Origin of the sequence: Caldimonas caldifontis, from assembly GCF_002930615.1 — a bacterium.
GTDB classification, from domain to species: domain Bacteria; phylum Pseudomonadota; class Gammaproteobacteria; order Burkholderiales; family Burkholderiaceae_C; genus Caldimonas; species Caldimonas caldifontis.
This window is the reverse complement of record NZ_PSNX01000016.1, coordinates 12,503-36,494: the sequence shown is the minus strand read 5'-3', so window position 1 is coordinate 36,494 and position 23,992 is coordinate 12,503. Positions and strand designations below refer to the sequence as shown.

The following is a 23,992-nucleotide window of genomic DNA, read 5'->3' as shown; positions in this document are numbered from 1 at the left end:
CCGGCTCACTCCCTGGGCATCTCGAAGCCGTAGCGCTTCATGATCGTCTGGGCACTCGGTTGGCTGAGGTAGTCATAGAAGGCGACGAGCGCGGGAGGGGCATCCTTCAGCAGCACCATGCGCTGCCGCAAGGGCTGATGCCATTCCTGCGGGATGAGCTCGAACTGGCCCAGCCGAGCCACCGACGGCGCCAGCGCGAGCGACAAGGCGATGATGCCACCTTGGGCCGAACCGGAGGTGGCGAACTGCGCAGTCTGGGAGATGTTCTCGCCGTACACCAGGCGCGGCTCGATGCTGGCCCACAGTCCGGCGTGCTGGAGCGCCTCCTTCGCGCGGGCGCCATAAGGGGCATGCTCGGGGTTGGCGATGGCAAAGCGTTTGACACGGCCGTCCTTGAGCGCGGCGGCGAGGTCCTGCAACTGCCCATCGGCCTTCAGGGGGGAGCCATGCGGCACCATGATACCGATGCGGCCCACGGCATACAGCCGTCCGCGATCACGCGTCTTGCCGGCATCGGCCAGCTTGTAGACGAAGTCCTCGTCGGCCGACATGAACATCTGGAAGGGAGCGCCCTGCAGGATCTGGGCGTAGAAGTTGCCCGAAGACCCGAACACCAGGCGCAGCCGGTGGCCGGTGTCGCGTTCGAACTGGGCAGCCACCTCTTCGACGGCAAACTTCAGGTCTGAGGCGGCCGCCAGGGTGGGCAGCGTCTGGGCCCAGGCGGCAGGGGCTGTCGCAAAAAGAGCCGCGAACAGAAAACGAGTCAATGCACGCCGCATCGGGATGCCTCCAGTGGATTCGATATATATGATCAACGATATCGATGAGAGAGTATAACGATATCCCCTTGAACCCGGTTCGCCATGACGTCCATCCGTCCCCACCAGCCGAACGCCAGCGCCCGATTCCGGGTGCAGGTCAAGCACGCCGTGGCCATTGGCCCGGGCAAGGCCGACGTGCTGCAAGCCATCGCCGAGACAGGGTCCCTCGCAGAAGCGGGGCGTCGGCTGGGCATGAGCTACCAACGCGCGTGGTCGCTGGTGCAGGCGATGAACCGCGACTTCGTGGAGCCCTTGGTGGCCACGCAACGCGGTGGTTCCGCCGGCGGCGGGGCGCAGCTCACCCCCATGGGGCACCAGGTGCTGGCGCTGTACCGTGGCATCGAGGCCGATGCCCACCGCGCCATGCTCAAGCGCTTGCCGGCCCTGATGGCGCTGATCCGGCAGGAAACGGGTGAGGCCTCATGAGTCGCCTGTCGCTGGAGCGGCATCAGGTCTGGATCTACCTTGCTGCCATCGGATGGGGGCTGGTGGTGGGCAGCGTGTGGCCCGCGCTGGGCCCGACCCTGGAGTCGCTGTTGTGGCCGGTGGTGGCACTGCTGCTGCTGGCCACCTTCTTGCAGATTCCCCTGCTGCACGTGCGTGACGCCCTGCGTGACGGGCGGTTCGCGTTGGCAACGCTGCTGGGTAACTTCGTCGCCGTTCCACTGCTGGCCTGGGCCCTGGTGGAGGCCTTCGATCTGGACGCGGCTACCCGCCTGGGGGTGCTGCTGGTGCTGCTCGTGCCTTGCACCGACTGGTTCATCACCTTCAGCCAGCTCGGCCGCGGTGACGTGCCCCGCGCGATCGCGGTGACACCGCTGAACCTGGTGCTGCAGCTGTTGCTGCTGCCTGTCTATCTGTGGGCGATGGCCGATGCCAGCAGCCTGGGGGCATGGGAAGCCGCGGCGCTGGCGCCGGCGGTGCTGATCGTGGTGGTGCCGCTGGCGCTGGCCGCCCTGGCCGAGCGATGGATGGAGAGCCACCCCCGCGCCGAGCGGGTGCGCGAGGCGATGGCCTGGTGGCCGGTGCCGCTGCTGGCGGTGGTGGTCTTCCTGATCGCCGCGGCCCAGGTGGGCGCCGTGCGGCAGGCCTGGCCGGCGCTGGGGGCCGTGCTGCCCCTGTTCGTGCTGTTCCTTGTGCTGGCGGCCGCGCTGGCCAAGGCCCTGGCCCATGCGCTGGGCCTGCCGCCCGAGCAGGGCCGCACCCTGGCCTTCAGCCTGGGCACGCGCAACTCCTTCGTGGTGTTGCCGCTGGCCCTGGCCCTGCCGGCGGGGTGGGAAGTCGTGGCCGTGGTCATCGTGGCGCAGTCGCTGGTGGAGCTGCTGGGGATGGTGGCCTACGTGTGGGCGGTGCCCAGGCGCCTCTTTCCGCGCTGAAGCAGCTGCTGCGCCGGACGCGCCCATGCAACGCCCCCGGCGGGGGCGTTGCGTGGAGGTCGGCGGTCCTTACTGCTTGACGGCTTCGACCTGGATCACCAGACGGACGTTGTCCTGGAAGCCTCGATCCAGGCCCCAGTTCATGCCCCACTGGCTGCGGGCGATGGTGGCTTCGAAGTCACCGCCGCAGACTTCACGCTTGAGCATGGGGTGCTCGGTGCAATTGAAGCGCTTGGCCTTAAGCACCACCGGGTGGGTCTTGCCCAGCAGCGTGAGCGTGCCCGCCACTTCGGTGACCTTGTCGCCGTCGAAGCCGAACTTGTCGCCCACGAATTTGGCGGTCGGAAACTCCTCGCTGTTGAAGAAGTCCTTGCTCTGCAGATGGCGGTTGAACTGGGCCACGCCGGTATTGATGGAGCCGGTCTCGATGGTCAGTTCCACCTTGCCTGCCTTGCCGGCGCGGTCGAGCTGCACGCTGCCTTCCTTCTTGTCGAAGCGGCCCCGGTTGGTGCTGATGCCCAGGTGGTCGATCTCGAAGGTCACGAAGGTGTGCGTCGGGTCGATGGCGTAGGTGGCCGACTGGGCCTGGGCGCCGAAGGACACGGCCAGCATCGCAGTGGCGAGGGAGGCGGCAATCAGGGACTTGTGCATGGGTTCTCCTGGTTGAGGGGTCGTGAAGGAAAGCGGGGAGGGTGTCACAGGGCGGGCACGCCGGTCAGCGCAAGCTTGAAGCGCACCTGCACATCGTTGGCCACCATCGAGGTGTCGGCCCATTCGCCGTCACCGATCTTGAAGGCCAGGCGCTGCAGCGTGAACTGGCCGGTGGCGGTGGTGGTGCCACCGGCCTGCGTGAGGGCCACGGGCACCACCACGTCGCGCGCGGTGCCCTTGATGCTGAGCTGGCCGGCCACCTCGAACTTGCCGCCGCCCAGGGCCTTCACGCTGCGCGAGGTGAAGGTGGCCTGGGGGAACTTCGGGGTGTTGAACCATTCCGGCTTGACGAGTTCGGCCTCCACTTCAGCCGAGCCGAGCGTGGCGCTGCCGAGCTCAACGGTGAAGCCGATCTTCGCGGCCTCGGGCTTCTTCGGGTCGAAGGTCACCTGGGCATCGAAGCGCTTGAAGCGGCCGTCCACCGGCACGCCGAGCTGTCGGCTGGTGAAGGCGATTTCGCTCTGGGCGGGCACGAGCTTTTGCTGCGCAAAGGCAGGGGCTGCCATCAGCAGGCCGGCGGCCAGCACCGAAGCGGTCAGTGTCTTGATCATCGGGGTCCTTTCCACAAGGAGTCAACGGCCGAACCACATGCGCCAGAGCAGGCCGTCTCGGTCCACAAACTGGTGCTTCAGCGCGCCCAGCACGTGCAGCACCACCAGCGCGGCCAAGGCGTAGGCCAGCCAACCGTGCCAGGGTTTCAGGGCCTCGGCCAGTTCGCGGTTCACGGGCACGAAGTCGGGCAGCGGGAGTACCCCGAACAGCACGATGGGAAAGCCCGCCGCCGAGCTGTAGGCCCAGCCCACCAGCGGCACGGCGAAAAAGAGCAGGTACAGGCCGGCGTGGGTGGCCTGGTGGGCCAGGCGTTGCCAGGCCGGCATGTGGCGCACGATGGCGCCGGGCAGTTCGGGCGGACGGTGGGTCAGGCGCCACAGCAGCCGCGCGGCCGACAGGGCGAGGACGAGGATGCCGGCCCACTTGTGCCAGTTGTAGAGCTTGAGCCGCGTCGGTGACATCGACAGGCTCGTCATGTAAAGCCCCAGCGCGAACATGCCGACGATGGCCAGCGCCAGCAGCCAGTGCAGTGCCACGGCGGTGGCGGTGTAGCGGTCGGAGGGACGTGGCATGGAGGTGCTCGTCATAGGGAGGGGCCGCGCCGGGGCGCCGACAGCACGCAGGCAGCACGGGGCCAGACAACAGGATTGAAGCATAGAGGCCGATACGGGCCGCAGGTTCATCCTTCTTCACGCCTTCGTTCGAAGGCTTTGAAACCGCTGGTGACCGCCCCACCGCCGTCACCGTCCCCAGCGACAATCTCGCCTCATGCGCAGCCCGAACCTCTTCAGACCTTGCACTGTCCTGGCCGGCCTGATGATCCTCGGTCCGACCCTGGCGTGCGCCGATACCCCGCAGACACCGGCGGATGCCCTGTCCAGGGAGCTTGCCGTGTGTGCCGCCCAGGAGGATGACCGTGAGCGCCTGACCTGCTATGACCGCCTGGCCGGACGCCCGAAGGGGGCTCCGGTGGCAGCTGCGGCGGAGGCCCCGGCCCGGGCGGCCGAGCCATCGGCCGCAGAGACGGCCCGCCCCGACACCGGCCTGTGGTCGCGCTACTGGGAGCTCGAGCGTGCCGACAAGCGCGGCACCTTCCGCTTCCAGACCTACCGCCCCAACTTCCTGCTGCCCCTGCACCACACCAGCCGGGTCAACCAGAGCCCACGCAGCCCGACGCGGGACAGCCCGGCCGACCTGCCCGAGTACAAGCACCTGGGGGCCAAGCTGCAGCTGTCGATCCGCACCAAGATCGCCCAGAGCCTGCTGCTGCCCGACGGCGATCTGTGGTTCGGCTTCACCCAGCAGTCGCTGTGGCAGGTGTGGAATCCGGGTGAATCCGCCCCCTTTCGCAGCACCGACTACGAGCCCGAGCTGATCTATGTGACGCCGGTGCCCGGGCCGCTGCGGGCCCTGCCCTGGGGCTGGCAATGGCGCATGGCCCAGCTCGGCCTGGCCCACCAGTCCAACGGCCAGGCCGAGCCGCTTTCTCGCTCGTGGAACCGCGTCTACCTGGGCGCCGGCTTCGAGCGCGGCGACGTGAGCCTGCTGGCGCGGGTGCTGCGCCGCCTGCCCGAATCAGCGTCCGACGACGACAACCCCGACCTCACCCGTTACCGCGGCCGGGGCGACCTGGCCCTGACCTGGGTGCCGGGCCGTGCCACGGCCTCGCTGCTGTACCGTACCACCTTCCGCGACTTCGATCGCGGGGCGCTGCAGTTCGACTGGACCTACCCGGTGGACCCTTCGAACCCACGCGGTCTGCGATGGTACGTCCAGGTCTTCCACGGCTACGGCGAGACCCTGCTCGACTACAACGTGCGCCAGACCAGCGTGGGCCTGGGGCTCACGCTGTTCGAGTTCTGACCTGACTCGGGGGATTTCCGATGCGCACCCCGCAAGGCGAGGGCATCATCGCCTCAGGGGGTGTGCATCGATGCGCTACGTCTATATCGCACTCATCGTGATGGCCACGGCGGCCGTGCTGCTGTTCAAGGTTCAGAACCTCGAGGTCGTGACCGTGAGCTTTCTCAACCTGAGCTTTTCGATGCCGGTGTCGTTGCTGGTGATGGCCATCTACGTGCTGGGCATGTTCACGGGCGGTGCCCTGTGGTCGTTGCTCAGAAGCTGGTTCGCCAAGGCGCGAACGCGAGCCTGAACAGCGTCAGGCCTCCACAGTCCCGCATTCGGGAGCCTGCCACAGCAGGCGGGCCGCTTCGCCCCAGGCCTCCTGCAAAGCGGCGGGGAGCAGGCGGCGGCGCAGCAGGAAGTCCAGCGTGACCAGGGCGGCGTCCGTGGTCATCTCCTCGGTCCCGAGGAGTGCCACCACCTCGTCGATGGGCAGGAGCCGGTGCTCGGCCACTTCGCCGTCCACATTGTGCGGGGACAGGCCCCGGGGCAGCTCCAGGTCGTAGACATAGACCTGTTCGTTCTGCACCCCTTCCGGCACGTCGCGCAGCAGGTGCACCACCCGTCCGGGGGTGGCCCGTCGGGCCGTGGCTTCGGGCAGGCCGGACTCTTCCCAGCATTCGCGCACCAGGGTGCGGAAGGGCGTCTGACCCAGCGGCACACCGCCGGCGACCAAGTTGTCGAGCTTGCCGGGGTCGGTGGGTTTGTCGTGGGACCGCCGGGCGATCCACAGGTGCGTGATGGCGCCACCCGGTGCGCGCACATAGCCGTTCAGGTGGGCGCCGAAGGTGAGCGTGCCCCACACGCGTGCGGCCGCCCGCTCGATGCGCGCCAGCGGCGGTTCGTCGGCACTGACCCCCACGCCGTACACCTCGTCGCGCCAGCCCGGCACCAGACCATGTGCCCTCAGCGTGGCGTTGGTCTGCGCCAAAGCCGCGGAGCGCTGCTCGACGCTGTAGAGCCGGTCGTCCATCTGCACCGCCTGCTCGCCCACCTTCAGCCAGGGCGCGCAGGTGGCGAGCACGGGCAGCAGCGAACGCGCCACGGAGCCGACCGGGTCGCGGTAGATGTAGAAGGGCAGGCGCTGGCCCGGCTGCAGCGCGCGTGCTGCCTCGATGGCAGGGCAATAGTCGGGAAAAGGCATCGCGCACCGAGTGTAGGCGCGGGCTTTGGGCTTGCGCACCCCCGGTGCCGGGGATGGTCACGCCGCTGTCACATGCGGGATGAAGGGGTGTCATCACCGTTGCGCAAACCACGGGTCTGATGGCGTCTGGTTTACTGCCTTCGCGAACCCACGATGGACCACTCCGACCGAAGCCTGATTGAACGCCTGGAGCAGCTCTACCGGACCCGCGGCCAGCGCCTGCATGTCGATGACGGGCCTGCCGGGCGTGTGACGGCGCTGGAACACGCCCTGCAATGCGCCCAGCTCGCGGAATGGGCGGATGCCGACGAAAGCCTCGTGGCGGCGGCTTTCTTGCATGACGTGGGCCACCTGCTGCACGAGGATCCCACCGCCGGCCAAGAGGACGAGCATCACGCCCTGCGGGCGCTGCAGTTCCTGCGTCCGGGTTTCGGCCCCGCCGTGACCGAGCCCATCCGTCTGCACGTGGCCGCCAAGCGCTACCTCTGCGCCCGGGATGGCGCCTACCTGCTGAGCCTGACGCCGGCCTCTCGCCACGCCCTGTTGCTGCAGGGCGGCGTGATGACGGATGACGAGGCGCACGCCTTCGAGAAACGGCCGCATGCCGTGGCGGCCATCCAGCTGCGGCGCTGGGACGACCTGGCCAGGACCCCGGGCCAGCGCACGCCCCCCCTGGGTCATTACCTCAGGCTGCTGGCGTTGCTGCTGGCGCGGGAGCCGTCCGGCACAAGGCCGGACTGGCATCTGCTGGATGCGGCGTGATTGAAGGGCGCTCAGGGCGCTTGGTGCGTCAGGCGCGCGCCGTTGCCTTGCTCCTGAAGGGCAACCACGGCAATGCCCGAGCCGTTGGGCACGATCACGAGGGTCCCTACCGTCCGGCTGGGAAAGGTGAACTCGGCCGATCGGAAGATCACCGCGAGGCTGTTTCGATTCGTGATGTAAACCCGCCTCGTGCCGGAGGCGAAGTTGGTGAACTCAGTCAGGTTGTTGTAGCCCGCCGCAACGATGTGGGTGTTTCCCGTGGCCGGGACGACGGATTGGACATAAACGTCGTAGCCGGTGGCGCTGGTTGCATTGAGGACACGCAACTTCACGCTGCCCCCGGGCGGGAGGGCGTTGTCCTCGTCCAGAAAGCGGAACTCCTCGTTGCCGCTGGCTCCCATCAAGGCAACCGCCGTCGTGAAGCTTTCCTTCGCAAAGTTGCGGCTGATCGTCACCTGGGCATTTTGGCCGGACGGCCCCACCCCGATGGGGCGCATACCGTCGCGAACCAGACCGTAGTTGGTGAACCCACCACCGGCTTGAACCGTGGGGCCGCGGCGGTTGTCCACCCAGAAATCAGCCGGTGAAAAGTCGACGGTGGCATTGACGAAACGAAGCTGAGGGTCGTCCATGCCGTCCTCGCCTCCGCCACAGCCAGCCAAGCCGAGGGTGCCGGTCGCTGTCACCGCAAGCAGGCCCGCGCGCAGCACCCCGCGCCGGGAAAATTTCCCTTCGTTCACGTTGGGTTCCTCCTGGAATATGAAGATGTGAATCATGCCAGTGTGCCGGGGGGGCGTGGCCCTGTCCTGAGGGGCAGAAGTGGCCGTTCGTCGGCTGGTGGCAACAAGGCGTGACAGTCCGGGCCGTGAGTCTGGCGCACCGGGGCCCGCGGTTGCCAGACTCGAGCGGGTAGAGTCACGGGGCCGATACCCCGTAAAGGAGAAACCGATGACCCGAGACACCAGCCGCTGGCGCTTTGAGACCAAGATGGTTCACGCGGGCTACACGCCCGAGCCGACCACCCATGCTGTGGCCGTCCCGCTGTACCAGACCGTCGCCTATTCCTTCGACAGCGCCCAGCATGGGGCCGACCTCTTCGACCTGAAGGTGGCGGGCAACATCTACACGCGCATCATGAATCCGACCCAGGCCGTGCTGGAGGAGCGCATCGCTGCCCTCGAAGGCGGCCTGGCCGCACTGGCGCTGGCCTCCGGGCAGGCCGCCATCACCTACGCCATCCAGACCATCGCCGAGGCGGGCGACAACATCGTCTCCAGCAATGCGCTCTACGGCGGCACCTACAACCTCTTTGCTCACACGCTGCCGCAGTACGGCATCGAAACGCGCTTTGCCGACTACCGCAACCCCGCCAGCTTCGAGCCGCTCATCGACGCGCGCACGAAGGCGGTCTATGTGGAGAGCCTGGGCAACCCGCAGGGCAACATCACCGACATCGCAGCGCTGGCGGAGGTGGCCCATCGTCATGGGGTGCCGCTCATCGTGGACAACACCGTGCCCAGCCCCTACCTGTGCCGCCCGATCGAGCATGGGGCCGACATCGTCGTGCACTCGCTGACCAAGTACCTCGGCGGACACGGCACGAGCATCGGCGGCGCCATCGTCGACAGCGGGCGCTTCCCCTGGGCCCAGCACCAGGCGCGCTTTCGGCGGCTGAACGAACCCGACGTGAGCTACCACGGCGTGGTCTATACCGAGGCGCTGGGCCCGGCGGCCTACATCGGCCGGGCGCGCGTGGTGCCGCTGCGCAACATGGGCGCGGCGATCTCGCCCTTCAACGCCTGGCAGATCCTGCAGGGCGTGGAGACGCTCGCCCTGCGCATGGACCGCATCTGCGACAACACCCTGGCCGTGGCGCGGCATCTGAAGCAGCACGCCAAGGTGGGCTGGGTGAACTACGCGGGGCTGGAAGACCATGCCGACCACGCGCTGGTGCAGCGCCAGATGGGCGGGCGCGCCTCGGGCCTGCTGACCTTCGGCGTGAAGGGGGGACGGGCCGGGGGCGAACGCTTCCTCGATGCGCTGCAACTCTTCACCCGACTGGTGAACATCGGCGACTGCAAGAGCCTGGCCACGCACCCGGCCAGCACCACCCACCGCCAGCTTTCGGCCGAGGAGCTGGCCCGCTCCGGTGTGGGCGAGGACACCGTGCGCCTGTGCGTGGGCATCGAGCACATCGATGACCTGATCGAGGACCTCGACCGCGCTCTGGCTGCGGTGTGAGGTGGGACCGGCGCCCTGCCCAGGGCGCCGGCATCGGGTGAGCCTTCTCAGGCGGCCTTGGAGACGGCCTCGCCGCCACGCCACTGGGCCATCAGCGCCTCCCACTTCGGCAGCGCCGCCTGCAGGTGGTGCTCCTTCACGTGGCCGTAGCCGCGGATCTGCTCCGGCAGGCGGGCGATCTCGATGGCCAGCGTCAGGTTGGCGGCGTTCAGCCCGGCCATCAGCTCCTCGATCGTGTCCTTGTAGCGGCCGATCAGGGCGCGTTCCATCCGGCGTTCCTCGGTGCGCCCGAAGGGGTCGAGCGCGGTGCCGCGCAGGCCCTTGAGCCGGGCCAGCAGCTTGAAGGCCGTGCGCATCCAGGGACCGTAGGCCTGCTTGACGAGTTCACCGCGGTCGTTGCGCTTGGCCAGCGCCGGTGGGGCGAGGTGGTGACGCAGCGTGTAGTTTCCTTCGAACTGCTGTTCGATCTTGGCCAGGAAGGCCGGGTCGGTGTGCAGGCGGGCCACCTCGTACTCGTCCTTGTAGGCCATGAGCTTGAAGAGGTAGCGGGCCACGGCTTCGGTGAGCTTGGTGCTGCCGAGCTTGGCTTCAGTCGCGCGCACGCGCTCGACGAAGGTCCGGTACTGGTTCGCGTAGGCGGCGTTCTGGTAGCCGGTGAGGAAGTCCACGCGCCGGGCCACGATCTCGTCGATCGTGGTGGCCGGCTTCTTCACGAACTGCACCACCTGGCCCTGCGGCTGGGCCAGGGCCGTCACCGAAGCCAGGTCGTGCGCGGCGCGGCGACCCCACTCGAAGGCGAGCTTGTTGTTCTCCACCTGCACGCCGTTGAGTTCGATGGCGCGCATCAGCGCGGCATGCCCCACCGGGATCCAGCCCTTCTGCCAGGCGTAGCCCAGCATCATCGGGTTGGTGTAGATCTCTGGTCGGCATCGAAGCGGCCCACCTGGGCGTCGCCCACCGCCTGGGCAATGGCGGTGTCGCAGGTGGCGGCCGGGAACTGCCAGTTCGGGTCATGCACGAAGGCGGCGGTGGGCGTGCCGTGCACGTTCAGGGCCACGCGGGTGCGGCCTTCCCGCATGGCGGAGAGCGTGGTCTTGGTGGCCGCCACGATGGGGTCGCAGCCCAGCACGAGATCGGCCTCGGCCGTGCCCACCTTGGTGGTGAGGATGGCCTCAGGGCGGTTGGCGATCTGGATATGGCTCCAGGTGCTGCCGCCCTTCTGGGCCAGGCCGGCGGCATCCTGTGTGACGACGGCCTTGCCTTCCAAGTGGGCCGCCATGCCCAGCAACTGGCCGATGGTGATCACGCCGGTGCCGCCCACGCCGGCCACGACGATGCCGTAGGCGGTGTCGGCCAGCGGCAGGGTCGGCTCGGGCAGGGCCGCCAGCACGTGGGGGTTGGGCCGGTCGGCGGCCGTCTTGGCCGACCTGAGTTGCCCGCCCTCCACGGTGACGAAGCTCGGGCAGAAGCCCTTCACGCAGGAGAAGTCCTTGTTGCAGGTGCTCTGGTTGATGCGGCGCTTGCGGCCGAATTCGGTTTCCACCGGCTCCACGCTCAGGCAGTTGCTCTGCTCGGAGCAGTCGCCGCAGCCCTCGCACACTAGCTCGTTGATCACCACCCGCCGGGCCGGGTCGGCCATCGTGCCGCGCTTGCGGCGGCGACGCTTTTCGGTCGCGCAGGTCTGGTCGTAGATGATGGCGGTGCAGCCGGCGATCTCGCGGAACTCGCGCTGGAGGCGGTCGAGCTCGTCGCGGTGGTGCACGGTGACGCCCGGCGAGAGCGCCACGCCGGCATACTTGGCCGGCTCGTCGGTCACGATCACGAGCTTGGCCACGCCCTCGGAGACCAGGCTTTGCATGATCTGCAGCACCGAGTGGCCTTCGGGCCGCTCACCCACGCGCTGGCCGCCGGTCATGGCCACGGCGTCGTTGTAGAGGATCTTGTAGGTGATGTTTACGCCCGCGGCGATGCTCTGGCGGATCGCCAGCAGCCCGCTGTGGAAGTAGGTGCCGTCACCCAGGTTGGCGAAGATGTGCCGCTCCTTGGTGAAGGGCGCCTGGCCCACCCAGGGCACGCCTTCACCACCCATCTGCGTGAAGGTCGAGGTGCTGCGGTCCATCCACACCGTCATGTAATGGCAGCCGATGCCGGCCACCGCGCGCGAGCCTTCGGGCACACGCGTGCTGGTGTTGTGGGGGCAGCCGCTGCAGAACCAGGGCGTGCGGTCGGTGGCGGCCACCAGGGTCTGTTCGCTGCGCTCCTTGGCTTCGATGAGCGCGATGCGCGCGCGCACCAAGGCCTGCTGGTCGGCGCTCAGCCGCTGCATCAGGCCGGTCTTGTCCAGGCGTTGCGCGATGGCTTTGGCGATCAGCGCGGGGTTGAGGTCGGCCTGGGCGCGCAGCAGCCAGTTCGAGGCCGGGTTGGGCATCGACCATTCGCCGCCGGAGTGGTCGCCCTCGGGTTCGTTGAACTTGCCCAGCACGTTGGGGCGCACATCCTCGCGCCAGTTGTAGAGCTCTTCCTTGAGCTGGTACTCGATGACCTGGCGTTTCTCCTCGATCACGAGGATCTCGTCCAGTCCGGTGGCGAACTCGCGCGTGATGCTGGCCTCCAGCGGCCACACCACCCCCACCTTGTGCAGGCGGATGCCGATGGCGCGGCAGAGTTCATCGCTCAGGCCCAGGTCGTGCAGGGCCTGGCGGGTGTCGTTGTAGGCCTTGCCCGAGGCGATCAGGCCCAGGCGAGCGTTGGGCGAATCGATGACCGTGTGGTTGAGCCGGTTGGCGCGCACGTAGGCCAGGGCGGCATACCACTTGTAGTTCATCAGCCGCGCTTCCTGCTCCAGCGGCGCGTCGGGCCAGCGGATGTGCAGGCCGCCGGGGGGCATGATGAAATCCTCGGGCAGCACGATGTTCACGCGGTCGGGGTCCACGCTCACGCTGGCGGAGGACTCCACGATCTCCTGGATGGTCTTCATGCCGGCCCACAGGCCCGAGAAGCGGCTCATCGCGAAGGCGTGCAGACCCAGGTCGAGGATTTCCTGCACGCTGGTGGGGAAGAACACCGGGAAGCCCACGGCCTTGAAGACGTGGTCGCTCTGGTGCGCGGCGGTCGAGCTCTTGGCGATGTGGTCGTCGCCGGCCAGCGCGATCACGCCGCCGTGTTTCGCGGTGCCGGCCATGTTGGCGTGCTTGAACACATCCAGCGAGCGGTCCACGCCCGGGCCCTTGCCATACCAGATGCCAAAGACGCCGTCGAACTTCTTCTGTTCGGGGTAGAGGTCGAGCTGCTGGGTGCCCCACACGGCGGTGGCGGCCAGCTCCTCGTTCACGCCGGGCTGGAAGACGATGTGATGCGCCGCCAGATGCTTCTTGGCAGCCCACAGGGCCTGGTCGTAGCCGCCCAACGGCGAGCCACGGTAGCCGCTGATGAAGCCGGCCGTGTTCAGCCCGGCCAGGGCATCGCGCTGGCGCTGCAGCATGGGCAGGCGCACCAGGGCCTGGACACCGCTCATGAAGGCGCGGCCGTGGTCGAGCGTGTACTTGTCGTCCAGGGTGACGGATTCGAGCGCTCGGCGCACGGCGTCGGGCAGGGGGGCGTTCATCGCGGGACTCCTTGTGGTGGTCCGGGGGTGGCCGTCCCGCAGGCGGGCTCGTGGCCCGCCCACAGGACCTGGGAATGCCTCTCAGTGTAAAAAGCCCGTGCTGACAAGTCTTTCCTTTCTTTGCCAGCCAAGCGGTCATTGGAGGAATAATTGACCCTTCGACGTACCTTTCGAGAAACAAGTGCCCTCAAAATCTGCAGAATCAGGGAAAACCCGAATCTCCTCGCCGGGGGCGGACGATGGGGCGCTGCGCCCTGAACCTCACGAAGGCCTGGATCGCTACGACGTGGCCATCCTGGCCGAGCTGCAGCAAGACGCGCGCCTGAGCAATGCCGAACTGGCCGCGCGCATCGGCCTGTCGCCCACGCCCTGCTGGCGGCGCGTGAAGTGGCTGGAGGAGCAGGGCTACATCAAGGGCTACCGGGCCGAGATCGACCGCCACAAGATCGGCCTGGGCGTGCTGGCCTTCGTGCGGGTGGATGCCGAGCGCAACAACGCCGGCGCGACGCAGGAGCTGGAAAACGCCATCCGCGCGCTGCCCGAGGTGATCAGCTGCCACTACATCTCGGGCACCGGTACCTTCGAGCTCACCGCCATGGCCACCGACCTGGAAGCCTACTCACGCTGGGCCATGGACACGCTGTTTCGCCTGCCCAACGTGAAGGATCTGCACACCAGCTTTTCACTGGGCGAGGTCAAGGCGAGCCGGGCGCTGCCGCTGAACCATCTGGGACGGCGGGAGCGCCGCTGAGCCGTGCGGCGGCCTCCAGCTGGCGGGCCAGCTCGCGTGTGTCGACGGGCTTGACGAGATAGGCGGCGCAGCCGGCAGCGAGCAGCTCGTCGCGGCGGTAGCGGTCGTGGAAGGCGGTGATGGCCACGATGGGGATGTTGCGGGTATCAGGCTGTGACTTGAGTTGCCGCACGAAGGCCAGGCCGTCCATGCCGGGCAGTTGCAGATCCAGCAGGATCACGTCCGGGTGCTTGTGCTGCACCGTGTGGGCGGCGGCCTCGGCCGAGGTGTTGGCCAGCACCATGTGGCCGTTGATCTCGAGCACCTCACCCATCAGGCGCAGGTCGATGCGGTCATCCTCGACCACCAGGATGCGCACCTTTGCATTCGTTTGCGCATCCATGCGCAGCACCTGCGCGACCTGGTGCGCCAGACGCCGCGTGTCGATGGGCTTGGTGATGTAGGCGGCGCAGCCGGCGTCCAGGGCCTTGCGGTCGTCGCCCTTCATGGCAAAGGCCGTCAGGGCCACCACCGGGATGTGCTGCCAGCGCGGGTCGGCCTTGATCAGCCGGCAAAAGCTCAGCCCGTCCATGCCGGGCAGGGCCAGGTCCAGCAGGATCAGGTCAGGCAGCGATCCCGCAAGCAGTTGCAAGGCTTCTTCGGCGTCGCCCGCGGTCACGACGGTGTAGCCGCCGAGCTCCAGGACATCGCGTGCCAGCTTGAGGTTCAGCGGGTTGTCGTCGATCAGCAAGAGGGTGGCGCTCATGACCGTGCGTCCGTCACCTGGGGGGCCATGGGAAGCCAGACGGTGAAGCGGCTGCCTTGGCCCGGCGCGCTTTCCACACCGATGCGTCCGCCCTGAAGCTCGACCAGCTTGCGAGTGAGCGCCAGCCCCAGGCCGGTGCCTTCGTAGCGCCGGGCGGACCCGGAATCAAGTTGCTGAAAGGCCTGGAACAGCCGGCCCATCTGCTCGGGCGCGATCCCGATGCCGGTGTCGCGCACGGCCACGCACAGCTGCGGCGGCGTGGCCGAGTCGTCCAGCATGGCTTCCACGCCGACCTCGCCGCCCTCCTCGGTGAACTTGACGGCGTTGGACAGGAGGTTGAACAGCACCTGCTTGAACTTCTGCCGGTCGAGCAACACGGCCGGCAGATCGTCGGCGATGTCGGTGGCCACGCGGATCGACTTCTTGTGCGCCTGGGCGTTCACGACGGTGCAGACCTCCGCGACAGCATCGGTCACGGCAAACACCTCGGGGAAGAGTTCCATCTTGCCGGCTTCGACCTTGGACAGGTCGAGCACGTCGTTGATGAGCCGCAGGAGGTGGCGGCCACAGCCGAGGATGTCGTGCACGTACTCGCGCTGCTTGGCATTGAGCGGGCCGGGCAGCTCGTCCACCAGCAGCTCCGAGAACCCGAGAATGCCGTTGAGCGGCGTGCGCAGCTCGTGCGACATGTTGGCCAGGAACTCGCTTTTGAGCCGGTTGGCTTCATGCAGCGACGCTTCGAAACGCTTGCGCTCGGTGGCATCGCGGATGGCTGCGGAAACCACCTGCCCATCCTCGGTTTCGATGGGGCTCAGACTGATCTCGACGGGAAACTCCGAGCCGTCCTTGCGCAGCCCGGACAGTTCGCGTCCGGCGCCCATGGCGCGCACCTTGGGGTTGGCCACGAAGCGGCTGCGATGCATGGGGTGCGCGTCTCGCAGCCGCTCGGGCACGAGCATCTCGATGGGCTGGCCGAGCATGTCCTTGCGGGCCCAGCCGAACAGCCGCTCAGTCTGAGAGTTGACCAGCACGATGCGCCCGCCCGCATCGACGATGACCATGGCATCGGGGGCCGATTCCAGCAGGTCGCGGAACATGCGGTCGGCCTTGCGCCGGGCCTCCTGGCGTTCGGTCACGTCGCGCACGGCGCTCAGCACCATCGGGCCCTCTTCGGTCTCCATGGGGCTTAGGCTGATCTCGACCGGGAACTCCTCACCGTTGCGGCGCTGGCCGTGCAACTCCAGTCCGGCGCCCATGGTGCGCGCGCGCGGCGCGTGGAAGAAGCCGCCCCGATGGGTGGCGTGGGCCCCGCGATAGCGCAGGGGCATCAGGTGCTCCACCGGCTGACCCAGCAGTTCGCGGTGCCGGTAGCCGAACACCCTCTCGGCCTGGGTGTTGGCGAAGACGATGCGCCCGCTGGCGTTGACGATCACGATGGCGTCGGGCACGAATTCCAGCAGGGTGCGGTAGCGGGCCTCCACCAGCTTGGCATCGCGCAGCACCTTGAGGTGCGTCACGTCCTTCATCCTGCACAGATAGCATTGAAGGCTGCCTGCGGCGTCAAAGATCGCCTTGGTGGAGACGCTCACATAGACATGAGATCCGTCGAGCCGCCGCCGCACGGATTCCTCGACGGCGAGACCTTCGCTGCGGGCCTGCGCGAGCGACTGGGCGATCGCATCGGCCTGGCCGGCCGGGGCGATCAGTGCGGCCAGCGGTTGGCCGATCGCCTGGGCCGAGGTGTGGCCGAAGATCTGCTCGGCAGCGGCCGTCCACTCGGTGACCCTCCCGTCGGGCAGCAAGACGACGATCGCGTCCGGGTTCTCGCGCGCCAGGAGGTCAGAGAGTGCGATCTGCATGGGAAAACCGCCATCAGGGCCCTGACGGCACCTTTTCCCAAACCTTGACGCATGTCAAACCCCCCAAAGGGGGTGTCCTGTGACAGATGACGGATTGCCGCTCAGCGAACGCTGTAGCCCCGCCCCTCCATGCAGGCCGACCAGGCGCGCACGTAGTTGTCGCGCAGCGTCGGGCTGTCGTTCATGGGTTGGCCGCTGCCCAGCAAGGTCGGGTCGAACTGGCTGAGCTGGACCGCCCATTCGTGACACTGGAACTGGTCGTCGGCCTGCTGTTGGGCGCTCTGGTTGCGCGCCGGATAGGCGATGGGATAGTCGAAGGCGGCACTGGCGGCCTCGGCGGGGGGCTCCACCACCTGGTAGCCGCCCGTGGCCACCGGCGCGTAATAGACGTCATGGGCGACGTAATAGACCGAGGGGCCCACGTACACCACGCGGTGGTAGTAGGGCAGGCTGGTCATGTACAAGCCCACGGGGGGACGCACCACCACGTAAGCATTGCCGCGCTGGCTGTACCAGGCCCCCTGGTAGAACCAGTAGGGCGAGCCCAGATAGACCGTGTGGTAGCTGGCCGGCGGCCGGTGGTACACGGTGTAGCCCGGGCGCGGCGGCGCCGAACGCGGGATCGGCTGCCAGCCCGGGCCGCTGGACTGGTAGGAGCGGCCCGGACCGGAGTGGCGGCGGTCATCATCACGATCACGATCGCGGTCGCGGCGCTGCTCCTGCCATCCGCTGCCCGATCCGTCCCGCAAGCTGGCCGGACGCTCACCGCGGCGGTCGGGGGGAGGGCGGTCGCCGGAGAGCCGCGACTCGCCGATGCGCGGCTGGCGCTGGCCCTCGCCGTAGCGCTCGCCCACCCGGGGCCCCTGGTTCTGGTCGGCCGCACGGGCCATCGGGTGGCGACGGTCCTGGGCCTCGCCGCGGCCGCTGTCGCGGCCCTGGGCGCGCCAGCCCTCTTGTGCCCAGGCGGGCGATGCGCCCAGGCCCGTCAGCAGCGCCAAGGCCGGCAGGGTACTCAGCACGGAGCGAAGGAAGGTGGGGGACATGATGGTCTCCTGATGGACCGGTTCAGCGCACCGCATAGCCGCGGCCGCTCATGCAGGCGGCCATGGCCCGGCGGAAGTCGCCGTGGACACGGGTGGAGCTTGTCTGGGCGGCCGCGGCCTGGGCGTTCGCCTGACGGGCGTTCTCGGCCCTTGCGTGGTCGGAGGCCGCGCCGATGATCGCCCCGAGGACCAGGCCCACGGCGGCCGCGTCACCGGCATGGCGGGGGGACGAGGCCGTCATCCCACCGATGATGGCGCCGGTGGCCGCGCCCAATGCGGTGTCGCGTCCGGGTTGGGGGTCGTAGTACACGGCGGGGGGCGGAGCGCCCACGTGGCGCAGGGGCGTCATGCCGGGGTCCGAGCGCGTCTGGTCCGAGGCCCAGCGATAGCACTCGTAGCGGTCACGTTGCTGGGTGCGTTCGTCCTGGCCTCGCATGGGGTAGAAGTACAGCGGCTGGTTCACCGCCACGGGCGCCGGGCGATGCACGGGCACGGCCTGCGGCGTGGCGCAGGCGGCCAGCACGAGGGCGAAGGGCAGCACCAGGAGCGTGCGTCCACCGACGGGAAGCCGGGGGGGGCGGCAGGCGGGGAATGAGGGCAGCTTCATGACCAGCATGGTGCAAGTGTCGTGCGTCCGGCGTGCATCCCGCACGTGAATGTTTGTAAAGCCTGTGGCCTGCGGGTTCCCACCTTCAACGCGCCGGGCGCTCGTTGGGTGGACGTGTGCGACCCGTGATGCACCATTCACGTGCGTTTCCATGCCCTGACGATGGTATGGCGATTGCAGAACTCCGGGTCCGAGCCCGTCCTGGAGACGCCGCCATGCGCCAGATCAGCGCCGAAGTCCTGCCGGCCCACCACACCTCGTCCTACGTGGCGTCGCGCCCCTGGCGTGAGCGGCTGGCTCTGCTGCTCGAATCCACCGGCGAGGGCATCTTCGGCGTGGACATGGCCGGCGCGTGCGTGTTCATCAACCAGGCCGGGGCCGCCCTGCTGGGCTACACCCCCGAGGAGGTGCTGCACCGCAACATGCATGAGCTGATTCACCACAGCCATGCCGACGGCCACCACTACCCGGCCGCCGAATGCCCCATCTTCAATGCCTTTCGCCACGGCGTGCCCTGCCGCATCGACAACGAGGTGCTGTGGCGGCGCGACGGCAGCGCCTTCCACGCCGAGTATTCCTCCTACCCCATCCTGGACGAGGGGCGCGTGCTGGGCGCCGTGGTCACCTTCGTGGACATCACCGAACGCAAGCGGGCCGAGGAGCTGCTGCGCCAGGCCAATGACGAACTGGAAGCCCGCGTGGCCGAGCGCACCCAGGCCTTGAGCAACGCCCTGGCCCAGCTGCGCCAGCTCTCCGCCTACCTCGACACCGTGCGCGAGGAAGAGCGCACACGCATCGCCCGCGAGATCCACGACGAGCTGGGCAGCCTGCTGGTGGCACTGAAGATGGACGTCACCTGGCTCGACCGCCGGCTGGACGACCGCCCCCAGCTCAAGTGCAAGTGCCATTCCATGAGCCGGCTCATCGACACCGCCGTGGACAACGTGGGCCGCATCATCACCGACCTGCGGCCCTCCATCCTCGATCATCAGGGCCTGTGGGCAGCACTGGAATGGCAGGCCCAGGAGTTCATCGACAGCAGCGAACTGCAGTGCGACTGGCGCCTGGAGGTGGACCCGGCGACGGCCGAGCCCCCACCACCACAGGCCATGGCCGTGTTCCGCATCTTCCAGGAGATGCTCAGCAATGTGGCGCGCCATGCCCAGGCCAGCGCGGTGCGCATCCGCATCGAGGCCGCACCGCTGCAGCTGTCGATCGCCATCCATGACAACGGCCGGGGCGCGGCGCCCAACGCCTTCGAAAGCCCCAAGGCCTACGGCGTGATGGGCATGCGCGAACGTGCCGGCCACTTTGGCGGCACGGTGCTGGTGGACAGCGCGCCGGGCCAGGGCACCTGTGTGCGCCTGGTGATGCCGCTCATCCCCGCGATGGCCGCACCGCAGCCACAGCCCCAGGAGGTGCTGCTGCCATGATCCATGTGCTGATCTGCGATGACCACTGGATCGTGCGCCAGGGCCTGAAGCAGACCCTGGCCGACGCACCCGACATGCAAGTCGCCGGCGAGGCCGCCAACGGCCCGGACTGCGTGCGCCTGGTGCGCGAGCAGCTCGAAGGGGGCGGTGGGGTGGACGTGGTGCTGCTGGACATCGCCATGCCCCAGCGCGACGGCCTGGACGTGCTGCGCCAGCTCAAGCAGGAATTCCCGCGCCTGCCGGTGCTCATGCTCAGCACCTACCCCGACAAGCAGTACGCCGTGCGCTCGCTCAAGCTGGGGGCGGCCGGCTACCTCAACAAGAACGCCGATGCCGATCACCTGCTCAGCGCCCTGCGCAAGGCGGCCTCGGGCGGGCTCTACGTCACGCCCGCGATGGCCGAGGCCCTGGCCACCTCGATCAGCCAGCCGGGTGAGGGTGCGGCGCATGACAGCCTCTCGCACCGCGAATACCAGGTCTTCCGCCTCATCGCCCAGGGCTACAGCGTGGGCCAAATCGCCGAACAGCTCGCGCTGTCACCCAACACCGTGAGCACCTACCGCGCCCGCATCCTGGAGAAGACCGGCGTCAAGAACGACGTCGAGCTGGCGCTGTATGCCGTGCGCCAGAACCTGCTGAGCGTGTGAGCGTCGGGGCCTGTAGTGCCAGCCCTACAGGACTTTGGTGAAACGCGCGATGTCGCGTTGCAGCGTGGCTGCCTAGCATGAACCCATCTGCTGAAGAAGGAACCATGATGGCCCAGCACTTCGATCCCTACGACGCCGACCGGCCCTTGCGCCTGCGCTGCAGCTGCGGGGCAGACCACGATGCGGCCGACCACGACCGAGAGAGCGCGATCGGCACCCTGCGCCAGCGCAGCGAGACAGCGGAGTTCGAGGCTTATTCCAACCAGTTCGTCGAGGCCTCGCTGGTGAAGGCGCTGTTCCCGCACGATGCCGTGCGCCGGCGCTTCCTGCGGGCGGTGGGTGCCAGCGCGGCGCGCGCCGCCATCGCCAGCGTGCTGCCGCTGGCCAGCCTGCAGGCCATGGCCCAGGACAAGGGCACGCTGGAGAAGAAGGACCTCAAGATCGGCTTCATCCCCATCACCTGCGCCACCCCGCTGATCATGGCTCACCCGCTGGGCTTCTACAGCAAGCAGGGGCTCAACGTGGAGGTGGTGAAGACGGCGGGCTGGGCACTGATCCGCGACAAGATGCTCAACCGCGAGTACGACGCCACCCACTTCCTCAGCCCCATGCCGCTGGCCATCTCGCTGGGCCTGGGCTCCACCGCCACCCCCATGAACGTGGCGACCATCCAGAACACCAACGGCCAGGCCATCACGCTGGCGACCCGGCACAAGGACAAGCGCGATGCGAAGGACTGGAAGGGCTTCCGGTTCGCCGTGCCCTTCGAGTACTCGATGCACAACTTCCTGCTGCGCTACTACGTGGCCGAAGCGGGGCTCGACCCCGACCGCGACATCCAGATCCGCGTGGTGCCGCCGCCCGAGATGGTGGCCAACCTGCGCGCAGGCAACATCGATGGCTTCCTGGGCCCCGACCCTTTCAACCAGCGCGCCGTGTTCGAGGAGGTGGGCTTCATCCACCTGCTCACCAAGGACCTGTGGGAGGGCCACCCCTGCTGCGCCTTCGGCACCAGCACCGCCTTCATCCAGCAAAACCCCAACACCTTCGCGGCGCTGTACCGCGCGGTGCTCACGGCCTCGGCCATGGCCCGCGAGGCGCGCAACCGCGAGCTCATCGCCAAGGTGATCTCACCGGCGGCCTACCTCAACCAGCCCGAGACCGTCGTGGCCCAGGTGCTCACCGGGCGGTTTGCCGACGGCCTGGGCAAGATCCAGAACGTGCCCGACCGCGCGGACTTCAACCCCATCCCGTGGCACTCGATGGCGGTGTGGATGCTCACGCAGATGAAGCGCTGGGGCTATCTCAAGGGTGAGGTCGACTACAAGGCCATTGCCGAGCGCGTCTTCCTCCTCACCGATGCGAAGAAGCGCATGGCCGAACTCGACCAGAAGGCCCCGGAGGGCGCCTACCCGAAGTTCAAGGTCATGGGACGGGAGTTCGACCCGATGAAGCCGGAAGCCTACCTCTCGGGCTTTGCGATCAAGCGGACATGACGCGATGACTGCCGCTTCCCCCCGCCTGAAGTCGGCCCTGCTGTCGCTGATGCTGCTGGGCCTGGTGCTGGCCATCTGGCACCTGGCCACGCTGCCCACCGCCAGCGGGCCGGCGGCCTCCATGACGCCCGAGGAGATCGAGTACGCGAAGATGCTGGGCAAGGACCCGGGGCAAGGCACGGCGGCCGGTTCCGGATTTCCCACGCTGGGCCAGATGGGACAGACCATCGCCGGGCATCTCGCCCAGCCCTTCTACGACAACGGCCCCAATGACAAGGGCATCGGCCTGCAGCTGGCCTACTCGCTGGGCCGTGTCGGGCTGGGCTATCTCATCGCCGCGGCGGTGGCCATCCCGCTGGGCTTCCTGATCGGCATGTCGCCTCTGGTGTACCGGGCGCTCGACCCCTTCATCCAGGTGCTCAAGCCCATCTCGCCGCTGGCCTGGATGCCGCTGGCGCTCTACACCATCAAGGACTCGTCCATCTCGGGCATCTTCGTGATCTTCATCTGCTCGATCTGGCCGATGCTGATCAACACCGCCTTCGGCGTGGCCAGCGTGCGGCGCGACTGGCTCAATGTGGCGCGCACGCTTGAGGTCTCACCAATGCGCAAGGCCTTCGAGGTGATCCTGCCGGCGGCGGCGCCCACCATCCTCACCGGCATGCGCATCAGCATGGGCATTGCCTGGCTGGTGATCGTGGCGGCAGAGATGCTGGTGGGCGGCACGGGCATCGGCTATTTCGTCTGGAACGAGTGGAACAACCTCTCGCTCACCAACGTGATCTTCGCCATCCTGGTGATCGGCGTGGTGGGCATGCTGCTGGACCTGATGTTCGCGCGGGCCCAGAAGGCGGTGACCTATGTCGACTGAAAACTCCGGCACGCCCTTCCTGCAGATCGAGGGGCTCACCAAGACCTATCCCGGTGCGCCCGAGCCGGTGTTCGAAGGCATCCACTTCGGCCTCGACCGCGGAGAGTTCGTCTGCATCATCGGCCACAGCGGCTGTGGCAAGACCACCATCCTCAACGTGCTGGCCGGCCTGGAGTCGGCCACGCAGGGCCATGTGTTCATGGACGGCCGCGAGGTGGCCGGTCCCAGCCTCGACCGCGGCGTGGTGTTCCAGGGCCACGCGCTCATGCCCTGGCTGTCGGTGCGCAAGAACATCGCCTTTGCCGTGCGCTCGCGCTGGCCGCGCTGGAGCGCCGCCGAGGTGGACGCCCACGTCGAGAAATACGTGGCCATGGTGGGGCTCACCGCGGCCATCGACAAGAAGCCGGCCCAGCTGTCGGGCGGGATGAAGCAGCGCGTAGGCATTGCGCGGGCCTTTGCCATCCAGCCCAAGATGCTGCTCCTCGATGAGCCCTTCGGCGCGCTGGATGCGCTCACGCGCGGCACCATCCAGGACGAGCTGCTGCGCATCTGCCGCGAGACGCACCAGACCGTCTTCATGATCACGCACGACGTGGACGAGGCCATCCTGCTGGCCGACCGCATTCTGCTGATGAGCAACGGCCCACGCGCCCGGGTGGCCGAGGCCGTGGTGAACACCCTGCCGCGCGACCGCACCCGCAGCGGCATGCACCACGATCCGCAGTACTACCGCATCCGCAACCACCTGGTGGACTTCCTCGTCGAGCGCTCGGCCGATCTGTCGCATGGCCGCGCCCCGGCCACACCCACCGTGGTGCGCCCGGGTCTGGACGGCGACGCCGAACCTCCGCCAGCGGCCGGCGCGCCACCGGCGCTGCGACGCATCGCCTGAACTGCTTTTCCACCCACCCTCGAAGCCCGCGTTGCGACGGGCTTGGGGATTGTCTTGCCCGCACCAAGCGAAGGAGCACCGCATGAACCGCAACGACGTCACCGAGATGATCATCGAAGCCAAGGTCCGCAAGGGCCTGAAGTGGGAGGCCGTGGCCGAACGCGTGGGCCAGAGCAAGGAATGGACGACGGCGGCCTGCCTGGGGCAGATGACGCTCACCGAACAACAGGCCGCCACCGTGGTCGAGATCTTCGGACTGCCCCCCGAAGCAGCCAGGTGGCTGCAGGTGGTGCCCTACAAGGGCTCCCTGCCCACCGCCGTGCCTACCGACCCGCTGATCTACCGCTTCTATGAACTGGTCAGCGTCTACGGCACGACCTTCAAGGAGCTCATCCATGAGGAGTTCGGCGACGGCATCATGAGCGCGATCGACTTCAGGATGGACCTGCAGCGCGAGGCCGACCCGAAGGGCGACCGGGTCAGCATCACGATGAGCGGCAAGTTCCTGCCGTACAAGACTTACTGAACCACC

At 68.0% G+C, this 23,992-nt stretch carries 23 protein-coding genes and 1 pseudogene; 13 read left to right on the top strand and 11 right to left on the bottom strand.

The features are described from left to right. Window positions 1–5 precede the first annotated feature (5 nt). On the bottom strand, window positions 6–779 hold the full coding sequence (gene modA / locus C1704_RS15935) for a molybdate ABC transporter substrate-binding protein (RefSeq protein WP_104303725.1): 774 nt from the start codon (window positions 777–779) through the stop codon (window positions 6–8). Window positions 780–863: 84 nt separating this feature from the next. Here modA and C1704_RS15930 point away from each other — a divergent pair, with 84 nt between their 5' ends. Next, a complete protein-coding gene (locus C1704_RS15930; protein WP_104303724.1) occupies window positions 864–1,247 on the top strand; it encodes a winged helix-turn-helix domain-containing protein in 384 nt (127 codons plus the stop codon). Next, a complete protein-coding gene (locus C1704_RS15925) occupies window positions 1,244–2,197 on the top strand; it encodes an arsenic resistance protein (RefSeq protein ID WP_104303723.1) in 954 nt (317 codons plus the stop codon). Before C1704_RS15930 ends, C1704_RS15925 begins: the two co-directional genes overlap by 4 nt. Window positions 2,198–2,266: 69 nt before the next feature. Here C1704_RS15925 and C1704_RS15920 read toward each other — a convergent pair whose 3' ends face one another. The 3 genes from C1704_RS15920 to C1704_RS15910 are packed head-to-tail and all read right to left on the bottom strand — an operon-like array spanning window position 2,267 to window position 4,032. Next, window positions 2,267–2,848, bottom strand: a complete 582-nt coding sequence (locus C1704_RS15920) for a YceI family protein (protein WP_104303722.1) — start codon at window positions 2,846–2,848, stop codon at window positions 2,267–2,269. A 44-nt stretch (window positions 2,849–2,892) separates the two neighbouring features. Further along, entirely contained in the window at window positions 2,893–3,459 is a 567-nt protein-coding gene (locus C1704_RS15915; RefSeq protein ID WP_104303721.1) for a YceI family protein, read from the bottom strand. Window positions 3,460–3,480: 21 nt separating this feature from the next. Next, complete coding sequence (locus C1704_RS15910; RefSeq protein WP_104303782.1) at window positions 3,481–4,032, bottom strand: cytochrome b; 552 nt, start codon at window positions 4,030–4,032, stop codon at window positions 3,481–3,483. A gap of 196 nt (window positions 4,033–4,228) precedes the next feature. On the opposite strand from C1704_RS15910, the gene C1704_RS15905 reads away from it, so the two are divergent. Both C1704_RS15905 and C1704_RS15900 read left to right on the top strand, forming a co-directional pair. Continuing rightward, entirely contained in the window at window positions 4,229–5,323 is a 1,095-nt protein-coding gene (locus tag C1704_RS15905; protein ID WP_245876522.1) for a phospholipase A, read from the top strand. Window positions 5,324–5,393: 70 nt separating this feature from the next. Further along, entirely contained in the window at window positions 5,394–5,615 is a 222-nt protein-coding gene (locus tag C1704_RS15900; RefSeq protein ID WP_104303719.1) for a LapA family protein, read from the top strand. A 6-nt stretch (window positions 5,616–5,621) separates the two neighbouring features. Here C1704_RS15900 and C1704_RS15895 read toward each other — a convergent pair whose 3' ends face one another. Further along, a complete protein-coding gene (locus tag C1704_RS15895) occupies window positions 5,622–6,509 on the bottom strand; it encodes an NUDIX hydrolase (protein WP_104303718.1) in 888 nt (295 codons plus the stop codon). A gap of 153 nt (window positions 6,510–6,662) precedes the next feature. Between C1704_RS15895 and C1704_RS15890 the strand changes: the two genes are divergently transcribed. Beyond that, window positions 6,663–7,271 (top strand): HD domain-containing protein, encoded by a 609-nt coding sequence (locus tag C1704_RS15890; protein ID WP_104303717.1) that lies wholly within the window; start codon window positions 6,663–6,665, stop codon window positions 7,269–7,271. A gap of 11 nt (window positions 7,272–7,282) precedes the next feature. Here C1704_RS15890 and C1704_RS15885 read toward each other — a convergent pair whose 3' ends face one another. Beyond that, a complete protein-coding gene (locus C1704_RS15885; protein ID WP_104303716.1) occupies window positions 7,283–8,047 on the bottom strand; it encodes a DUF4397 domain-containing protein in 765 nt (254 codons plus the stop codon). 172 nt (window positions 8,048–8,219) lie between these two features. On the opposite strand from C1704_RS15885, the gene C1704_RS15880 reads away from it, so the two are divergent. Then, window positions 8,220–9,512 (top strand): O-acetylhomoserine aminocarboxypropyltransferase/cysteine synthase family protein, encoded by a 1,293-nt coding sequence (locus tag C1704_RS15880; RefSeq protein WP_104303715.1) that lies wholly within the window; start codon window positions 8,220–8,222, stop codon window positions 9,510–9,512. Between the two features lie 47 nt (window positions 9,513–9,559). Here C1704_RS15880 and C1704_RS15875 read toward each other — a convergent pair. Then, window positions 9,560–13,116: pseudogene (locus C1704_RS15875) on the bottom strand (indolepyruvate ferredoxin oxidoreductase family protein). Window positions 13,117–13,297: 181 nt separating this feature from the next. On the opposite strand from C1704_RS15875, the gene C1704_RS15870 reads away from it, so the two are divergent. Continuing rightward, on the top strand, window positions 13,298–13,867 hold the full coding sequence (locus C1704_RS15870; RefSeq protein WP_419186811.1) for an Lrp/AsnC family transcriptional regulator: 570 nt from the start codon (window positions 13,298–13,300) through the stop codon (window positions 13,865–13,867). On the opposite strand, the gene C1704_RS17610 is transcribed toward C1704_RS15870, so the two are convergent. The 4 genes from C1704_RS17610 to C1704_RS15850 form a co-directional block, all read right to left on the bottom strand. Beyond that, window positions 13,812–14,612 carry a response regulator gene (locus C1704_RS17610; RefSeq protein ID WP_170064720.1) on the bottom strand — a complete coding sequence of 267 codons (801 nt, stop codon included), beginning with the start codon at window positions 14,610–14,612 and terminating at the stop codon, window positions 13,812–13,814. The genes C1704_RS15870 and C1704_RS17610 overlap by 56 nt on opposite strands. Continuing rightward, the gene (locus tag C1704_RS15860) at window positions 14,609–16,471 is read right to left on the bottom strand and encodes a PAS domain S-box protein (RefSeq protein ID WP_104303714.1); all 1,863 of its coding nucleotides are present in this window, start codon (window positions 16,469–16,471) and stop codon (window positions 14,609–14,611) included. The genes C1704_RS17610 and C1704_RS15860 overlap by 4 nt, the downstream gene beginning before the upstream one ends. A gap of 101 nt (window positions 16,472–16,572) precedes the next feature. Continuing rightward, the gene (locus C1704_RS15855) at window positions 16,573–17,514 is read right to left on the bottom strand and encodes a DUF6515 family protein (RefSeq protein ID WP_146076101.1); all 942 of its coding nucleotides are present in this window, start codon (window positions 17,512–17,514) and stop codon (window positions 16,573–16,575) included. A 22-nt stretch (window positions 17,515–17,536) separates the two neighbouring features. Continuing rightward, the gene (locus C1704_RS15850; RefSeq protein WP_146076100.1) at window positions 17,537–18,121 is read right to left on the bottom strand and encodes a glycine zipper family protein; all 585 of its coding nucleotides are present in this window, start codon (window positions 18,119–18,121) and stop codon (window positions 17,537–17,539) included. A 215-nt stretch (window positions 18,122–18,336) separates the two neighbouring features. Between C1704_RS15850 and C1704_RS15845 the strand changes: the two genes are divergently transcribed. From C1704_RS15845 to cynS, 6 genes are all read left to right on the top strand, one after another. Continuing rightward, window positions 18,337–19,554, top strand: a complete 1,218-nt coding sequence (locus C1704_RS15845; RefSeq protein ID WP_104303711.1) for a PAS domain-containing sensor histidine kinase — start codon at window positions 18,337–18,339, stop codon at window positions 19,552–19,554. Next, on the top strand, window positions 19,551–20,201 hold the full coding sequence (locus C1704_RS15840; protein ID WP_104303710.1) for a response regulator: 651 nt from the start codon (window positions 19,551–19,553) through the stop codon (window positions 20,199–20,201). The genes C1704_RS15845 and C1704_RS15840 overlap by 4 nt, the downstream gene beginning before the upstream one ends. Window positions 20,202–20,308: 107 nt before the next feature. Continuing rightward, window positions 20,309–21,697, top strand: a complete 1,389-nt coding sequence (locus C1704_RS15835; RefSeq protein ID WP_104303780.1) for a CmpA/NrtA family ABC transporter substrate-binding protein — start codon at window positions 20,309–20,311, stop codon at window positions 21,695–21,697. 4 nt (window positions 21,698–21,701) lie between these two features. After that, complete coding sequence (gene ntrB, locus C1704_RS15830) at window positions 21,702–22,568, top strand: nitrate ABC transporter permease (protein ID WP_104303709.1); 867 nt, start codon at window positions 21,702–21,704, stop codon at window positions 22,566–22,568. Continuing rightward, on the top strand, window positions 22,558–23,460 hold the full coding sequence (locus C1704_RS15825) for an ABC transporter ATP-binding protein (protein WP_104303708.1): 903 nt from the start codon (window positions 22,558–22,560) through the stop codon (window positions 23,458–23,460). Before ntrB ends, C1704_RS15825 begins: the two co-directional genes overlap by 11 nt. 82 nt (window positions 23,461–23,542) lie before the next feature. Further along, window positions 23,543–23,986, top strand: a complete 444-nt coding sequence (gene cynS / locus C1704_RS15820; RefSeq protein WP_104303707.1) for a cyanase — start codon at window positions 23,543–23,545, stop codon at window positions 23,984–23,986. The last annotated feature ends 6 nt before the right edge of the window (window positions 23,987–23,992 follow it).

Coding starts and splice junctions, on each gene's coding strand:
- modA (WP_104303725.1), bottom strand. CDS start 779: ATGCGGCGTGCATTGACTCGTTTTCTGTTCGCGGCTCTTTTTGCGACA.
- C1704_RS15930 (WP_104303724.1), top strand. CDS start 864: ATGACGTCCATCCGTCCCCACCAGCCGAACGCCAGCGCCCGATTCCGG.
- C1704_RS15925 (WP_104303723.1), top strand. CDS start 1,244: ATGAGTCGCCTGTCGCTGGAGCGGCATCAGGTCTGGATCTACCTTGCT.
- C1704_RS15920 (WP_104303722.1), bottom strand. CDS start 2,848: ATGCACAAGTCCCTGATTGCCGCCTCCCTCGCCACTGCGATGCTGGCC.
- C1704_RS15915 (WP_104303721.1), bottom strand. CDS start 3,459: ATGATCAAGACACTGACCGCTTCGGTGCTGGCCGCCGGCCTGCTGATG.
- C1704_RS15910 (WP_104303782.1), bottom strand. CDS start 4,032: ATGCCACGTCCCTCCGACCGCTACACCGCCACCGCCGTGGCACTGCAC.
- C1704_RS15905 (WP_245876522.1), top strand. CDS start 4,229: ATGCGCAGCCCGAACCTCTTCAGACCTTGCACTGTCCTGGCCGGCCTG.
- C1704_RS15900 (WP_104303719.1), top strand. CDS start 5,394: ATGCGCTACGTCTATATCGCACTCATCGTGATGGCCACGGCGGCCGTG.
- C1704_RS15895 (WP_104303718.1), bottom strand. CDS start 6,509: ATGCCTTTTCCCGACTATTGCCCTGCCATCGAGGCAGCACGCGCGCTG.
- C1704_RS15890 (WP_104303717.1), top strand. CDS start 6,663: ATGGACCACTCCGACCGAAGCCTGATTGAACGCCTGGAGCAGCTCTAC.
- C1704_RS15885 (WP_104303716.1), bottom strand. CDS start 8,047: ATGATTCACATCTTCATATTCCAGGAGGAACCCAACGTGAACGAAGGG.
- C1704_RS15880 (WP_104303715.1), top strand. CDS start 8,220: ATGACCCGAGACACCAGCCGCTGGCGCTTTGAGACCAAGATGGTTCAC.
- C1704_RS17610 (WP_170064720.1), bottom strand. CDS start 14,612: ATGAGCGCCACCCTCTTGCTGATCGACGACAACCCGCTGAACCTCAAG.
- C1704_RS15860 (WP_104303714.1), bottom strand. CDS start 16,471: ATGCAGATCGCACTCTCTGACCTCCTGGCGCGCGAGAACCCGGACGCG.
- C1704_RS15855 (WP_146076101.1), bottom strand. CDS start 17,514: ATGTCCCCCACCTTCCTTCGCTCCGTGCTGAGTACCCTGCCGGCCTTG.
- C1704_RS15850 (WP_146076100.1), bottom strand. CDS start 18,121: ATGAAGCTGCCCTCATTCCCCGCCTGCCGCCCCCCCCGGCTTCCCGTC.
- C1704_RS15845 (WP_104303711.1), top strand. CDS start 18,337: ATGCGCCAGATCAGCGCCGAAGTCCTGCCGGCCCACCACACCTCGTCC.
- C1704_RS15840 (WP_104303710.1), top strand. CDS start 19,551: ATGATCCATGTGCTGATCTGCGATGACCACTGGATCGTGCGCCAGGGC.
- C1704_RS15835 (WP_104303780.1), top strand. CDS start 20,309: ATGGCCCAGCACTTCGATCCCTACGACGCCGACCGGCCCTTGCGCCTG.
- ntrB (WP_104303709.1), top strand. CDS start 21,702: ATGACTGCCGCTTCCCCCCGCCTGAAGTCGGCCCTGCTGTCGCTGATG.
- C1704_RS15825 (WP_104303708.1), top strand. CDS start 22,558: ATGTCGACTGAAAACTCCGGCACGCCCTTCCTGCAGATCGAGGGGCTC.
- cynS (WP_104303707.1), top strand. CDS start 23,543: ATGAACCGCAACGACGTCACCGAGATGATCATCGAAGCCAAGGTCCGC.